This window comes from Ruegeria sp. CF4, assembly GCF_056537345.1.
The window spans coordinates 1,291,585-1,306,795 of sequence record NZ_JBQFRJ010000001.1 but is presented as its reverse complement, the minus strand read 5'-3'; the positions used below and the strand labels follow the sequence as shown (position 1 = coordinate 1,306,795).

The following is a 15,211-nucleotide window of genomic DNA, read 5'->3' as shown; positions in this document are numbered from 1 at the left end:
CCCCTTTTTTTATGCGTTGGTGCGACGGTACCGTTCGGGATGGTCGCCGAACAGCTCAAGCACAAGCTCGTATTTGATGCGATTGGCGCTTACCTGCCGGTAGAAAGCGATCAGGAATGCAGTTGGCCCCTGAATGCGGCTGAGCCCGCTGGTGGCAGCCACGACGGTGCCGACATCCGTCCGGCCCTGCAGCACCAGCCAGCCCCCCAGCATCAGAACGCCAACCGTGCCTGCGCCATTGATGACGCTTAGCAGGAATTTCGCGGAGAGCTTCCACAGGAACATCTTGCGACGCGTCTCGTAGATGTCGTCGAACAGCCGTTCGATGTCCTGTGCGGCCGCGTCAATATCCTGTTGAGTCAGACGGTCGGTCGAGTCCCGCAGGATTCGCACGCGCTCGGCCACGAAGACGTTCACCTTGCGCTGTGAGATCAGAACGATGACGATCTGCGGCACGATCATGGAAAAGGCGATCAGACCCAGCCCGGGTTGCGTCGATGAGATATAGCCGATGACACTGATCAACGTGCCGATCTGCACCACAGGGTCTGAAAACGCGCCGCCGGCGAATTTGCCCAGTTCTTCGGCCTCGGCGGAAACGGCGGTTGTCATCGTGCCGGTGCGCAGGTCTTCTCCGGCCTGGTCGATATCCACAGCGCGAACCAGCAACCGCCCCCGGATCAGGCGTATGAGGTCTTCGCCCAAGGTTCCGGCCCGATAGCCAAGCACCCATTTCAGTGCGAGGCTCAGCAGGATGATCGCCATCATACCCGCGCACAGCAGGACCAGATGATTGACGTCGATATTGTCCGAGGTGAGGTGATTGACGATGTCGCGCTGAAACTCCAGCGGGGCGGCGGCCAGCGCGGCGATCGCTAATGAGAGCAGGATGAGGATGATCTGACGACCGGCGCTGACGCGCCAGATAGCGGAGTAAAGACGTAACATGCGGATATCCCGATACCTGAGTAACCCCAGTGATACCGCGTGTAGGGCAGGGGTCAAACATACATGACGGGTTGCTTCCTCCGCGTGCCGCGAGGGCAACAAGTATCAGCCGGGAAAACGCAAGTTTGCATCGCCCGCCTGCATGTCATCGCCCGCACGATCAAGCCGGAGATAGGCAATGGCCTTGCCGCCCGATTGCGTAAACAGAACGCCTGCTGGTTTGCCTCCGGACTGAATTTCCGTACCGACCGGGGCCGATCCAGAAATCTCGACAACCCGCAGACCTTTCCGTAGCTCGGTTTTGTGTTTCATCCGCGCGGTGACCTCTTGACCCACATAGCAGCCTTTCTTGAAGTCCAGACCGTTGAGAGCCTCGAACCCGGATTCCAGGATATAGCTGTCGGGGTGCAGTTCGATGCCGCTTTCGGGGATGCAATGCCGCACGCGGATGGAGTCCCAATCGGTGCTGTCGTCGTTTTCGGGGCTTGCTGAATATGTGCGCCAGCCAAGATCCGGGTGGCGCGGGTCGGGCAGGGCGCCCTCGGGCACGGGACCGGTTCCACGTTGCAGGTTCAGATCGGTGACCTCGATCTGCACGTCAGCGCGCAGCTTGTACATGGTCAGGCGTTTCTGAATCTCATCGGCCAACGCTTCAGCTATGTCCAGAAGGATCGAATCCCCGTCCCGCTTCAAGAAAAAGTCGGCCAGATATTTGCCCTGTGGCGTCAGCAGCGCGGCATAGACTAGCCCATCATCCAACCGCCGGACGTCGTTGGTGATCAGCCCCTGCAGAAAACTGTCTGTGTCCTTGCCGGACAGGCGCAGAATGCGGCGATTGGGCATGGTTTGATCCTCGTCATCTGGTCTGGCCCCGTGATATAGGAGTTCGCGCCGCCATGACCAGAGGGTTTCAGACGTGCCCGCTCCGATCTCTATCGTGATACCTACATTGAATGCCGAGCAGGTCTTGCCCGCAACGTTGCAGGCGTTGATGGAGGGACTACATACCGGGCTGATTTGCGAGCTGATCGTGACTGATGGCGGTTCGGAAGATGCAACGCTTGAGATGGTCGACGAGGCAGGGGCCGAGATCATCACGGGTCCGCCATCGCGCGGGGGGCAGTTGCGGCGTGGTTGCGCAGCAGCAAAGGGCGCATGGCTGCTGATCCTGCACGCCGATACCGAATTGCAGACCGGGTGGAGCAGCGTTGTCGCCGACCATTTGCCTTCGGGACGACCGGCGGCCTTTCGGCTTCGCTTTCGCGCTAGCGGTTTTGGTGCGCGTTGGGTGGCGGGCTGGGCCAATATGCGCAGCCGTGTCTTTGGACTGACCTATGGCGATCAGGGGTTGCTAGTCCGTCGTGCAGACTATGATGCGGCGGGTGGCTTCCCCGACCAACCGCTCATGGAAGATGTGGCCTTGATCCGGGCTTTGTCGTCGGTCACGCTGTTGAAGGCCGACGTGTTTACGAGTGCGGAACGCTATATCCGTCAGGGCTGGTTTCGTCGCGGCGCGCGGAATCTCTGGACTCTGATGCGCTATTTTCTTGGGGCTGATCCAGAGCAGCTGGCGCAGACGTATCGGCGTTGAACGCCGTGCGTAGTTCGACAATGGATTTACCCAGTCGGAAGGGTGCGGCGAAGCTGACCAGACACAGGGCGATGATCTGAAGCACCAGGATATGCGCGTTCGCCTGCAGATATTCCCACTCATCCTTGAGCTTGCTGACCTGCTCGATCAGATCATCATAGCTCTGGGCAAGGATCAGATAGTCGCCCGCAATCGCAGGCACCTTGCGTCGCATGTTGTCGATTGCGGCCTGTGTTTCTTCGTCGAGCGACGTGAAGACAAGAAACTGATCGATGCTGAACGCATCTGCTTTTGCCGCCATTTCGCGTGCTTCGTCCATGTCGTCTTTCGCGCTGCCGCCGAACAGGAAATGTAATCCCTGCAGTGGCGCGACCTCGTTGGTCACGGCGATAAACAGCGGCAGTTCAGAGTTGCTGGCGGTGGAGGCAGACAGGAATTCGACCTTTTCACACAAGACGGCTGTATCGGGGTCATAGGCGGGATCACAGAACCGCAACCGGAACCGAGCAGCATCGCGATCAAAGGCCAGCGTGGCGGCATACGCCACGTCGATCTGCCGATCCAGACGGGAACTGTCCGTGGTATAAAGCCCCGCAAGCACGGCCACCAGCGCACCAATTCCGCCCAGCACGACCCAGACCAGATCGGCAAGCTTCCACGCCCGGTGCCCGGCAGGTTTGCGAAACAGAAAGCCCGTGCCGACCAACCCGATCAGGAAGAACAGGATCAGCAGCGGTAGTTGGTTTTCAGCAACAAAAGTCATGGCTCAGAGTGTACGGTCTGCATGCGGACTGGCAACAGTCCTCACGCGCAGTTGTAACGCATGCGATTGTGTTACGATCCCGAGCTCTGGCCGAATTTGCGAAACAGTTTTGTGCGATCGAACGCCTGCTCCAGCTCATCCGTGCGCTGTTTGACGCTATCCCAGAGGCGTTCCTGCATCTCGGCAATCACGCATTCCAGCAGCACCATCAGTGATGCCATCGAATCCCATGCGGACGGCACTGCGATCCGGGCCGCGAATGTGTGTTTTGCCAGCCGGTGGATAGGAGATCTCCACTGATCCGTCAGCAGAATAACGTCGGCTCCACGCTCGTGGCAGAGCTGGCCGATCAGAAGGGTCGTGTTTTCATACCGGCGCACATCAAGCGCCACCAACACATCACCCTCGCGGACTTCCAGCAGATCATGCGTCCATGAAGCAGCGTCTGATAGCAGCTTTACATCCGGACGGATCATTTGCAGATGCAGATAGAGATATTGCGCAAGCGTGCCGGTGATGCGGCCCCCGGTGATGAAAACACGCCGATTGGGATCACAAAGTAGGCGGCAAAAGCTGTCAAACTCTTCCGGATCGACCTCATCGATCGAACGCCTTTGATTATCCAATGCCTGACGTGAATAGCGGTTGAGGATGTGTTCTTCGGGCAGGTCATTCTGCCAGACATCCCGCTTGGCGACAGGCCCCGAGATCATTTCTTTTACTTCGCCGCGGATCGCGGCCTGAAACTGAGGGTAACCGTCGAACCCTGTTTTCTGCAGCATCCGCGCAACCGTGGTCGTCGAGACCGAAGCAACGCTGGCCAGTTCCGTTATGCTACCAAGACCGGCCATCGGATAATCATCCAGCAGCACATTCACCAACTGCCGCTCGGAGGGCGTCATCGTTTCGCGATGCGCAAGGAGCCTTTCTGTCACTCGCACGGCAAGTTCCTCGGTTCGTTGGTGATCGCTTTGATGTAGAAAATTTGACAAAGCGATCTCGTGTGGGGAGATTTGTACAGGAAAATAATTGACAGGTGAAGAATAGCTGTAGAAATCTTTCCACATGGAATCACACAAGACCTCTCCTTCTGCCGTGCATCCGGATTTCGGCCCTGTCGTTCACATCGATGAGGCGCCGAGCGATCCTCGGGTCATCGTGGTCTGTGAACACGCCTCACGCCGTATCCCGGACTGGTTGGGGGATATGGGGTTGAGTGCCGCAGAGCTGAGCAGCCATATCGCTTGGGATCCGGGCGCGCTGCCGGTCGCGCAGGCGCTTGCCCGGCAGCTAAAGGGTGCTTTTGTTCATGGCGAAGTTTCACGGCTGGTCTATGACTGCAATCGACCACCCGAAGCCCATGATGCGATGCCAGAGCGGAGCGAGGATACAACGATCCCCGCCAATGTTGCTCTGAGTGCGCAGGCTCGGCAGGAGCGGGTCGATGGAATCTACACGCCGTTCTGCCATGGGTTGGCAGACGTACTGACCCGTCATGCTTCCACTTTGGAGCTGATGGTGACAGTCCACAGTTTTACCCCGATTTACCGAGGCAAGCGGCGGGAGGTTGAGCTGGGCTTGCTGCATGGCAAGGATGCCCGGTTCGCAAAAGAGATGCTTGCCAGCGCACCTTCTGAGCTGCCCCTGATCACGCGTTTGAACGAACCCTATTCGGCGGCGGACGGCGTGGCGCACACTCTGGATCACCATGCTTTGCCCAATGGACTGCTGAACGTCATGATCGAGATACGGAACGATCTGATCCAGACATCCGAGCAGCAACAAGCAATCGCCGATTGCCTGGCCCCCTGGATCGGACAAACACTGACGGCTTTGCGAGGCAGTGAAATCGCATGATCAAAGCGATGGCGGCATATGTTCGGGTTGTCGATGCGGTGAACTACCGGATCGGGCGCGTCATGATGTGGGGCCTGTTTGTGATGATGGGCATCCTGCTTTGGTCGTCGATCTCGAAGACCTTCTTCCTGCCATCCCTTTGGACACTGGAAATGGCGCAATTTGCGATGGTGACCTATTACATCGTGGGCGGGCCATACTCGATCCAGCTGGGTTCAAACGTCCGGATGGATCTGTTCTATCATAACTGGAGCCCGCATCGGAAAGCTTGGTTCGATGCCTTCACGGTTCTCTTGCTGATCCTCTATCTGGGTGTGCTGTTCTACGGTGGGCTTGGGTCCACTGCTTACAGCCTCGGCTATTGGGGCGATGAGCCTATTGCCTATTTCACCGGCCTTCTGACCGGAAGCGAAGAGATTGGCCGGCTGGAGCGATCCTCGACCGCGTGGCGACCCTATATCTGGCCGGTGAAGGCGATCATGGTCTTCGGCTTCTTCCTGATGCTGCTGCAGGCGATATCAGAATTTTTCAAAGACATTGCGCGGATCAACGGGCAAGAGATCGGGGCAGCGCGGGCATGAGCCAGGAATTTATCGCAATCTTCATGTTTGCCTCGATGATGCTGATGTTGTTCACGGGGCAACGCGTCTTTGGTGCCATCGGCGCGGTCGCGGCCATTGCGGCGCTGGCGCTATGGGGCACAGGCGGGCAGGATATCCCGTTCTCAGCCGCGATGAAGCTGATGAAATGGTACCCGCTGCTGACGCTGCCGATGTTCATCTTCATGGGCTATGTCCTCAGCGAAAGCCGTCTGGCCGACGACCTCTACCGCATGTTCCACGTCTGGATGGGGCCGGTGAATGGGGGGCTTGCCATCGGTACCATCGGGTTGATGGTGCTGGTCTCGGCCATGAACGGGCTCAGCGTGGCTGGTATGGCCATCGGGGCGACGATTGCTCTGCCCGAGTTGCTCCGGCGCGGATATGACAAGACCATGGTGACCGGGGTCATTCAGGCCGGGTCGAGCCTTGGTATCCTCGTGCCGCCGTCGGTGGTTCTGGTGCTCTACGCCATGATCGCGCGGCAACCCGTGGGCCAGTTGTGGCTGGCTGGCATTGTGCCGGGGCTGCTGATGGCGTCGATGTTCATCCTCTATATCTGGATTCGATGCAGGCTGCAGCCGCATCTGGGCCCGGCGATGGAAGACGCGCATGAGGTGCCACGGGCCGAGAAGCTGCGGCTTCTTGGGGCAGGGGCTCTGCCGCTGATCATCTTTGCTGCGATGATGCTTCCGTTCGTGAACGGCTGGACTTCGCTGGTGGAAAGCTCGGCCATCGGGGCGCTGGCGGCACTGGTGGCGTCTATTCTCAAACGTCGGATGACGTGGAAGATTTTCGAAGACTGCACCAAGCAGACGCTGGCGATTTCGTGCATGTTCATGTGGATCATCCTCGCCGCGCTGGGCTTCGGGGCGGTGTTCGACGGACTGGGCGCAGTCAAGGCCATCGAGAACCTGTTCACCGAGCAATTGGGTTTGTCGCCCTGGCTGATCCTGATCCTGATGCAGCTCAGCTTTATCGTCATGGGCACGTTTCTCGACGACACGGCGATGTTGGTGATCGTGGCCCCGCTCTATGTGCCGCTGGTCGGTGCGCTTGGGTTCGATCTGATCTGGTATGGTGTGCTTTACACCATCACCACCCAGATCGCGTATATGACGCCGCCTTTCGGCTATAACCTGTTTCTGATGCGGGCGATGGCACCGCCCGAGATCAGCCTGAAAGACATCTATCGCTCAATCGTGCCCTTTGTCGGGGTGATGGTCCTGGCACTGGCGATCATCATGACATTCCCCGAGATCGCCCTTTGGCTGCCCGGGTATGTTTACGGAAATTAACCAGAAGGCCCGGCAAACGGGCACCCAAACTTAATCGGAGAGGAAATTGACATGACGACAAGACGCAAGTTTCTGAAGACTGCAGGGGTTGGGGTTGCAGCTGCACCTCTGGCCACGCCAGCACTGGCGCAGAGCACGATCACATGGCGGATGCAGACCTATGCTGGCCCCGCACTGGCGGCGCATGTGATCGATCCCGCGATCGAGATGTTCAACAAGATTGCTGGTGACCGGATGCAGATCGAGCTGTTCTACGCTGATCAGCTTGTCCCCACCGGAGAGCTGTTCCGCGCCATGCAGAAGGGTACCATCGATGCGGTGCAGTCCGACGATGACTCGATGGCCTCGCCCACCGAAGTCACGGTGTTTGGCGGCTATTTCCCCTTTGCCTCGCGCTATTCGCTGGACGTTCCGGTTCTGTTCAACCAGTGGGGGCTGAATGAGATCTGGGACGAGGAATATTCCAAGGTCGGTGTCAAACACATCAGCGCCGGTGCCTGGGATCCCTGCCACTTTGCAACCAAAGACCCGATCAACAGCCTCGCAGATCTGCAGGGCAAACGCGTCTTCACCTTCCCGACTGCGGGCCGGTTCCTGAGCCAGTTCGGCGTCGTACCGGTCACACTGCCATGGGAAGACATCGAGGTTGCGGTCCAGACCGGCGAGCTGGACGGTATCGCATGGTCGGGCATCACCGAGGACTACACCGTTGGTTGGGCAGATGTGACCAACTACTTCCTGACCAACAATATCTCGGGTGCCTGGGCGGGTCATTTCTTTGCGAACATGGATCGCTGGAATGAGCTGCCCGAAGATCTGCAGACGCTGTTCAAAGTGTGCTGCGACCAATCACACTACTACCGTCAGTGGTGGTATTGGGGCGGCGAGGCCAATTTGCGCGTCAACGGCACCAAGATGCAGCTGACGAGTATTCCGGATGAAGAATGGGCAACCGTCGAAGAAGCTGCCGTGAAATTCTGGGACGAAATTGCCGCAGAATCCGAGACCAAAGCAAAGGTCGTGGATATCTTCAAACGCTACAACGCCGAAATGCTCAAGGCCGGTCGGCCTTACCGCTACGGCTGATAAAACTGGACCGGCCCGTTCGAATGCGGGCCGGTCGCAACGGAGATCAAGAATTTTCGACGAAAATTCTAGCGCATCGCAGGGGTAGTTTATGCTGACATTCGAGCATCTTAAGGCGCAGGTTTCTGCCGGTGAAATTGACACCGTGTTAGTGTGCATGGTCGACATGCAGGGGCGTTTGATGGGCAAAAGGTTCCATGCGGGCCACTTTGTGGCCGGCGCATGGGAGGAAACCCATTGCTGTAACTACCTGTTGGCCACGGATCTTGAGATGGCGACGCCCGATGGTTATGCCGCCACTAGTTGGGAGCGGGGCTACGGCGACTATGTCATGAAGCCGGATTTGAGCACTCTGCGCCCGGTGCCGTGGCTGGAAGGCACAGCTATGGTGATGTGCGACGTGCTGGACCACCACACGCATGAAGAAGTACCTCATGCGCCTCGTTCGATCCTGAAACGTCAGGTCGAGCGGCTGAAGGCCATGGGCTATGACGCCATGTGCGCGACTGAGCTGGAGTTCTTCCTGTTCGAAAAGAGTTTCGACCAGATCCGCAAAGAGGGTTTTCGCGATCTGGAACCGATCTCGGGATACAACGAGGACTATCATATCCTACAGACCACCAAGGAAGAGCATGTGATGCGCCCGATCCGCAATCATCTGTGGAATGCGGGGATACCGGTTGAGAATACGAAGGGTGAAGCCGAGACCGGGCAGGAAGAGCTGAACATCAAATACGCGCCGGCGATGGACACGGCCGAGTATCACTCGATCGCAAAAAACGCGGTGAAAGAGATTGCATGGCAGCACGGTCATGCAGCGACTTTCCTGCCGAAATGGCATCATGAGAAAGTCGGCAGTTCTTCACACGTGCATCAGTCGCTTTGGGCGGATGGGGTGCCGATCTTTTTCGACGAAAAAGATCCGCTTGGAATGTCGACGATCATGAAAAGCTATATGGCGGGTCTGCTGAAATACGCCGCCGATTATACCTATTTCATGGCACCTTACATCAACAGCTATAAGCGGTTCATGAAGGGTACTTTTGCACCGACGCGCATTATCTGGTCGGTGGATAACCGGACTGCGGGTTTCCGTTTGTGCGGAGACGGTACCAAAGCAGTTCGGGTGGAGTGCCGTATCCCGGGCTCGGACATGAACCCATATCTGGCGATGGCGGGGATGCTGGCTGCGGGGATCGCTGGCATAGAAGAAGGGCTGGAGTTGCAGCCCCCCACCACGGGCGATGTTTATCAGGGTGAGACCGGGATGATCCCGGGCAATCTGCAAGCGGCGCGGGAAGCACTGCATGGCTCGGCCATGTTGCGCACAGCGATGGGGGATGAGGTTGTCGATCACTATGCCCGCGCGGCGGAAGTGGAGATCGAGGAGTTCGAGCGCGTGGTGACCGATTGGGAAATTGCCCGCGGGTTTGAGCGGGCTTGAGAGGGTGGAAGCGAGGGGCCAGCCCCTCGCGCTCCCCGGGATATTTATGGCCAGATGAAGCAGGGATCCTGTTTCTTTCGGAAATGGAGTGAATATGGGACAGATGTTGAAATGTGTCTCGCCGATTGACGGGTCGGTTTTTGCCGAACGCGAGGTGTTGTCACAGGACGCCGCCTTTGAGGTTGCTGCGCGTGCACGCGCGGCTCAGGCAGCGTGGGCGGCGCGACCATTGCAGGAGAGGGTTGATCTTGTCATGGCGGGCGTGGCCGCAGTTGGTGCGATGAATGATGAGATCGTGCCAGAGCTTGCGCACATGATGGGACGTCCTGTGCGCTATGGCGGTGAGTTTGGCGGGTTCAACGAACGTGCCAGCCATATGGCCGGGATCGCCGAGGCGTCTCTGGCCGATATCGCCGTGGGCGAAGATGGGACCTTCAAGCGCTACATAAAGCGCATCCCGCATGGGGTGGTATTCGTGGTGGCACCTTGGAATTACCCATATATGACAGCGATCAATACGGTGGCTCCGGCGCTGATCGCTGGTAATACGGTGGTGTTGAAACATGCCACACAGACGCTGCTGGTGGGCGAGCGCATGGCGCGGGCCTTTCATGCGGCGGGTGTGCCGGAAGACGTGTTCCAGAATGTCTTTCTGAGCCATGACGTGACCAATGATCTGATCGCAGGCAAGGCGTTTGATTTTGTGAACTTCACCGGCTCGGTCGGTGGTGGCCAGGCGATGGAGCACGCCGCGGCGGGGACCTTCACCGGCGTCGGCACCGAACTGGGCGGCAAGGATCCGGGCTATGTGATGGAGGATGCCGATCTGGATGCGGCGGTGGATACTCTGATTGATGGCGCCATGTTTAACGCGGGTCAGTGCTGTTGCGGGATCGAACGAATTTACGTGCATGAAAGCCTTTACGATCAATTCGTCGCCAAAGCGGTGGAAATCGTGAAGGGGTATAAGCTGGGCGATCCGCTGGATGCGGAGACAACGATGGGCCCGATGGCCAATGTGCGCTTTGCCGATGAGGTACGGGCGCAGATTGCCGAGGCGATCGAGGCTGGCGCGGTGGCCCATATCGACACTTTCCCCGAGGATGATGGTGGCGCATATCTGACACCTCAGATTCTGACCAATGTCACCCATGACATGCGCGTTATGCGGGATGAGAGTTTTGGGCCCGTCGTGGGCATCATGAAAGTGTCCTCGGACGAAGAAGCCATCGCGCTGATGAATGACAGTGAGTTCGGCCTGACTGCGAGCCTCTGGACACGAGATCTGGACCGGGCGGCGCGTGTCGGTGATCAGGTCGAAACCGGTACGGTTTTCATGAACCGGGCGGATTACCTCGACCCCGGTCTTTGCTGGACCGGATGCAAGAACACCGGGCGCGGTGGCGGCTTGTCTGTCATCGGTTACCACAACTTGACACGTCCCAAGTCTTACCACCTGAAAAAAGTAACGAGCTAAGGACGATCTGCTTGCCCCGGATTAACCCCCTCGCCGGGGCAGGCCCCTAAAACAAAGGAAATCTGACATGACACTTGTTGGAAACTGGTCCTATCCGACCGCAATCAAATTCGGGGCGGGGCGGATCAAGGAATTGCCCGAAGCCTGTGCTGCAGCCGGGATGAAACGCCCGCTTTTGGTCACGGACAAAGGGCTCGCCGACTTGCCGATCACCACGGCGACGTTGGATATCATGGAAGCCGCAGGGCTGGGTCGCGGATTGTTCAGCGATGTGGACCCGAACCCCAATGAAAAGAACCTTGAGGCCGGTGTAGCGGCCTATAACGCGGGCGGCCATGATGGGGTGATCGCGTTCGGTGGAGGCTCGGGGCTGGATCTGGGCAAGATGGTTGCCTTCATGTGCGGTCAGTCGCGCCCTGTCTGGGATTTTGAGGACATCGGCGACTGGTGGACCCGCGCAGTTGCCGACGTGATTGCCCCGATCATCGCGGTGCCGACCACAGCCGGGACGGGGTCGGAGGTCGGACGTGCCAGCGTCATCACTAATTCCGAGACGCATGCCAAGAAGATCATCTTCCACCCCAAGGTCCTGCCAACGGTCGTTATCTGCGATCCTGAGCTCACGGTAGGCATGCCCAAGTTCATCACCGCCGGTACTGGTCTCGACGCTTTTGCCCATTGCGTTGAGGCGTATAGCAGCCCGCATTATCATCCCATGTCTCAGGGCATAGCGCTGGAAGGCATGCGGCTGGTTAAGGATTATCTACCGCGTGCCTATGCCGATGGCACCGATATCGAAGCCCGTGCCCAGATGATGAGTGCTGCAGCGATGGGGGCGACAGCTTTCCAGAAGGGTCTTGGTGCGATCCATGCGATGAGTCACCCGATTGGAGCGGTGTTCAACACCCACCACGGCACGACCAACGCGGTCTGCATGCCGACCGTGCTGGATTTCAACGCGCCCGCCATTGCGGATCGTTTCCAACAGGCAGCGGCTTATCTGGGCATCGATGGCGGCTTCGACGGCTTCCGCGCCTTTGTGCAGGAGTTCAACAACTCGCTCGGCATTCCGCGTAAACTGTCCGACCTGGACGTGACCGAAGCGTCGATCCCCGAACTGGTCAAAGGCGCGATCATCGACCCGTCCTGTGGCGGCAACCCGATCGAGCTGACCGAGGACAATCTGACCACGCTGTTCAAAGCCGCGCTTTAACAGGCTTGCAGATATCATCCCTCACCTCTCATACTGATCAGAGGTGAGGGAGATTTTCATGACAAAAGAGATTGTTCTGATCCACGGGGCCTTTGCCGGGCCATGGTGCATGCAGGATTACGCCGCGTTCTTCCACGCACGCGGCTGGACAGTGCATACACCCGCGCTGCGCTTTCATGGCGGAGATCCCAAAGCGGATCCCGATCCCGGCCTGACTGATACCAGCGTCATGGATTACGCCGATGACATTGCCGATTTCGTGCAGGGGTTGGACGGCAAACCGGTTCTGCTCGGGCACGCTATCGCAGGGGTGGTGGCGCAGCAGGTGGCGTCTCGGGGCTTGGCCAGTGCTATCGTCCTGATCAACCCGAACGCGGCCTGGGGCACCTTGCCCGAAACCGATGACGAACGCGTCGTGCCGCGCGCGCTGATGGAGGGCGGGGCATTCTGGAAACAGCCCATGCGCGTCGATTTTGATCTGATGGCCCCGTTTGCGCTGAACAAGATGCCCGAGGCGCAGCAGCATCAAGTGTTCGACCAACTCGGCCCCGAAAGCGGTCGGGTGATGTTCGAGATGTTCTTTTGGATGTTCGACGACCACCACGCGATGAAGGTCGACATCGACAAGGTCGATTGCCCGGTTCTGATCGTCTCGGGTGCCGAGGACCGGGCTGTGAATCCAAGTACCTGCCGCGCGTTGGCGAAGCTCTACGGAGACCGCGCGACATTCCTGTCCGTCGAGAACCACGCGCATTTTCTGTTCATGGAACCGGGGTGGGAAGAACCTGCCGGGCAGATTGCCTATTGGCTGGATCAAAAGCTAGGTTAGCGCGCGCGCCTACTTGCCAAACTGAAACGTGATCTGCTTTACAAGCTGAGCGAGCCATCGTCATTGCGATGACCTCGCAGCAGCCGTTCCTCGCGCGCGCTGCCGGTTGAGGTGACAAACGAAAACGTCATTCAACTGCCAAAACCGTGGCTTGATGAGTGACCAAGCGGGGCAATCCTTGATGGTCCAATTTGAGAAAAATGCCGGTTTCTGGTACCATGCAAGGGCTGATGCAGGTCAGCTCTTTTTCGATTTCAATACTTTGTTGCGAGGATTTCATGGCCAAGTCTGAGAACTATTCCGACCCGAATCTTAAATTCCGCGACCGCGACGATGCGGCCAGGATCACCAAGGACGACATTCATATCTATCACAACCACGCGGTTTGTGAGACTGACAGCAAGGGCCACAAGACACCCGACAACCGCTCGCCCGAGGAACTGGTGGTGGATGCCTCCGAAGGGTTCATCCCGCTCTGGGCCGAGGGCACCACACTGCGCTGGCGGTTTCAGGAACAGTCGATGGCGATATTCGTTGATCCCGAAGGGGCCAAGGCCGCGATCCGCCAATTGTTCGCCGAAGCACTGCTGGCCTGGGGTGACGCGGTGCCGGTGCAGTTCACTGAACGCCACGATGCCTGGGATTTCGAGATCGCAGTCAGCCCGCAGGAAAATTGCTCGATCAACGGATGTACGCTGGCACGGGCGTTTTTCCCCGATGCCGGGCGGCATGATCTTTTGCTGTATCCCACTATGTTCACCCAGTCCCGCGCCGAGATGGTCGAGACCATGGCGCATGAGTTGGGCCACGTCTTTGGCCTGCGCCATTTCTTCGCCGATGTATCTGAAACCGCGTGGCCGGTTGAGATTTTTGGTGAGCACGAGAAGTTCTCGATCATGAATTACGGGCCGGAGAGCATGCTCACCGACAATGACCGGGAGGACCTTACGACGCTGTATGAAATGGTCTGGAATGGTTCGCTGTCGGACATCAACGGCACTCCGATCGTCCAGATGCGCCCGTTCAGTTTCTTCCGGCTGGCGGACGCGGGGGACAATCCATTTTTGATCATATGATCAGAAAAGACCGCGCCACCGAAAAGGGCTGAGGTCTTTTCCGCCTCATCCCCGCGGCGGATATCCCGTCGGTTTATTTGCCCAACCGAAACGTGCTTTGCGGTTTCCAGATGAGCGAGCCATCGTCATCGCGATGACACGGCAGCAGCCGTTCTTCTGGCGTGTAGACGGTGTTGTCGCCGGTCAGCATGATGAATGCACCCGGTGAGTAGGTCATGACGTAGTAGTAAAACTGCGTCTCGGTCCCGTTTCGAATGGAAGATGCGGTGCTGAGCATCGGCTGCGCGGACGCTTGTGAGACCAGCAGGGCCAGCCTGACGGTCAGTGCGACGGGGGTCAACGGGTAGGGTGATGGTGATGTTTCTGAGGCCGGGCGGAAGCCCGGCCTGGGGCTGCCGCAATGTGGTGCCCTACATTTGTTGAGGGATGGGCGTTGTCACCCATCCGTCATTTATTGTGTGAAATTACCTGCGATCCAGCGAATGGTGTCGTTGTATTTCGGCTCAGGGTATTCGGTCTGCAATTGCGAGATGAACTACTGCTTGCTGATGTCACCTTTGTACAGGGCATGGCTCAGATCACGGAACTGATCGGTCTGTGCCTCGGTGTCGATCGGCAGCCTCACTTAATTCGGGTTGCTCTGAATGGCCCGGTCCCCTCTATCCAGCGCTGCGAGATATCCGGCATCTTCATACGCGGGATGCGGGGCACCACAAGCGGCCAGCGCCGTTGTCAGGGCCAGCGCAGATGCGATCAGGGTTTTGCGGGAAAAAGTGAAACTCATATTCTAAAGTCCTTATAAGTCGTTCGCCCGGCAGCAGAGCTTGCCGGCTACTCGTATACGGCTGGTAGGTCGGGAAGAGGGCAGCTTCAAGCTTGACTCTGGGTTGTCACAGTCACGATTGCGCCAAGAGATGTTTCAAGGTGGGAGGGGCTGAGTGCAGCCATTCGGAGGAGCGTGAGGATTGGTAAGGAAGAAGGCGTGGTTGCACCGTCCAGCGGTAGTCAAGCGATGGGTGAGAGCACCCAC

At 58.2% G+C, this 15,211-nt stretch carries 15 protein-coding genes and 1 pseudogene; 10 read left to right on the top strand and 6 right to left on the bottom strand.

What is annotated here, in order from left to right:
• Positions 1-9: 9 nt before the first annotated feature.
• Both ACR0NF_RS06515 and ygfZ read right to left on the bottom strand, forming a co-directional pair.
• Complete coding sequence (locus ACR0NF_RS06515; protein ID WP_480658153.1) at positions 10-948, bottom strand: ABC transporter transmembrane domain-containing protein; 939 nt, start codon at positions 946-948, stop codon at positions 10-12.
• A gap of 105 nt (positions 949-1,053) precedes the next feature.
• The gene (ygfZ, locus tag ACR0NF_RS06510) at positions 1,054-1,791 is read right to left on the bottom strand and encodes a CAF17-like 4Fe-4S cluster assembly/insertion protein YgfZ (protein ID WP_480777947.1); all 738 of its coding nucleotides are present in this window, start codon (positions 1,789-1,791) and stop codon (positions 1,054-1,056) included.
• 73 nt (positions 1,792-1,864) lie between these two features.
• Between ygfZ and ACR0NF_RS06505 the strand changes: the two genes are divergently transcribed.
• Positions 1,865-2,539, top strand: a complete 675-nt coding sequence (locus ACR0NF_RS06505; protein WP_480777946.1) for a TIGR04283 family arsenosugar biosynthesis glycosyltransferase — start codon at positions 1,865-1,867, stop codon at positions 2,537-2,539.
• A gap of 7 nt (positions 2,540-2,546) precedes the next feature.
• Here ACR0NF_RS06505 and ACR0NF_RS06500 read toward each other — a convergent pair.
• Both ACR0NF_RS06500 and ACR0NF_RS06495 read right to left on the bottom strand, forming a co-directional pair.
• Positions 2,547-3,302: pseudogene (locus tag ACR0NF_RS06500) on the bottom strand (hypothetical protein); the annotation flags it as partial.
• A 71-nt stretch (positions 3,303-3,373) separates the two neighbouring features.
• The gene (locus tag ACR0NF_RS06495) at positions 3,374-4,237 is read right to left on the bottom strand and encodes a MurR/RpiR family transcriptional regulator (RefSeq protein WP_480777945.1); all 864 of its coding nucleotides are present in this window, start codon (positions 4,235-4,237) and stop codon (positions 3,374-3,376) included.
• A 130-nt stretch (positions 4,238-4,367) separates the two neighbouring features.
• Between ACR0NF_RS06495 and ACR0NF_RS06490 the strand changes: the two genes are divergently transcribed.
• The 9 genes from ACR0NF_RS06490 (at position 4,368) to ACR0NF_RS06450 (ending at position 14,181) form a co-directional block, all read left to right on the top strand.
• Positions 4,368-5,159, top strand: coding sequence for an N-formylglutamate amidohydrolase (locus ACR0NF_RS06490; RefSeq protein WP_480668176.1), 792 nt, complete (start codon positions 4,368-4,370; stop codon positions 5,157-5,159).
• Positions 5,156-5,740, top strand: a complete 585-nt coding sequence (locus ACR0NF_RS06485) for a TRAP transporter small permease subunit (protein ID WP_480470239.1) — start codon at positions 5,156-5,158, stop codon at positions 5,738-5,740. Before ACR0NF_RS06490 ends, ACR0NF_RS06485 begins: the two co-directional genes overlap by 4 nt.
• Positions 5,737-7,056, top strand: a complete 1,320-nt coding sequence (locus tag ACR0NF_RS06480) for a TRAP transporter large permease (protein ID WP_480470238.1) — start codon at positions 5,737-5,739, stop codon at positions 7,054-7,056. Before ACR0NF_RS06485 ends, ACR0NF_RS06480 begins: the two co-directional genes overlap by 4 nt.
• Positions 7,057-7,107: 51 nt before the next feature.
• The gene (locus ACR0NF_RS06475) at positions 7,108-8,142 is read left to right on the top strand and encodes a TRAP transporter substrate-binding protein (protein WP_480470237.1); all 1,035 of its coding nucleotides are present in this window, start codon (positions 7,108-7,110) and stop codon (positions 8,140-8,142) included.
• Positions 8,143-8,233: 91 nt separating this feature from the next.
• Positions 8,234-9,586 carry a glutamine synthetase family protein gene (locus ACR0NF_RS06470; RefSeq protein WP_480470236.1) on the top strand — a complete coding sequence of 451 codons (1,353 nt, stop codon included), beginning with the start codon at positions 8,234-8,236 and terminating at the stop codon, positions 9,584-9,586.
• Between the two features lie 94 nt (positions 9,587-9,680).
• The gene (locus tag ACR0NF_RS06465) at positions 9,681-11,063 is read left to right on the top strand and encodes an aldehyde dehydrogenase family protein (protein WP_480470235.1); all 1,383 of its coding nucleotides are present in this window, start codon (positions 9,681-9,683) and stop codon (positions 11,061-11,063) included.
• Positions 11,064-11,130: 67 nt separating this feature from the next.
• Entirely contained in the window at positions 11,131-12,276 is a 1,146-nt protein-coding gene (locus ACR0NF_RS06460; protein WP_480470234.1) for an iron-containing alcohol dehydrogenase, read from the top strand.
• A gap of 58 nt (positions 12,277-12,334) precedes the next feature.
• Positions 12,335-13,105, top strand: coding sequence for an alpha/beta hydrolase (locus tag ACR0NF_RS06455; RefSeq protein WP_480470233.1), 771 nt, complete (start codon positions 12,335-12,337; stop codon positions 13,103-13,105).
• A 278-nt stretch (positions 13,106-13,383) separates the two neighbouring features.
• Positions 13,384-14,181, top strand: a complete 798-nt coding sequence (locus tag ACR0NF_RS06450; protein WP_480470232.1) for a matrixin family metalloprotease — start codon at positions 13,384-13,386, stop codon at positions 14,179-14,181.
• A 73-nt stretch (positions 14,182-14,254) separates the two neighbouring features.
• On the opposite strand, the gene ACR0NF_RS06445 is transcribed toward ACR0NF_RS06450, so the two are convergent.
• Complete coding sequence (locus tag ACR0NF_RS06445) at positions 14,255-14,521, bottom strand: hypothetical protein (RefSeq protein ID WP_480470231.1); 267 nt, start codon at positions 14,519-14,521, stop codon at positions 14,255-14,257.
• 285 nt (positions 14,522-14,806) lie between these two features.
• A complete protein-coding gene (locus ACR0NF_RS06440; protein ID WP_480470230.1) occupies positions 14,807-14,965 on the bottom strand; it encodes a hypothetical protein in 159 nt (52 codons plus the stop codon).
• Between the last annotated feature and the right edge of the window lie 246 nt (positions 14,966-15,211).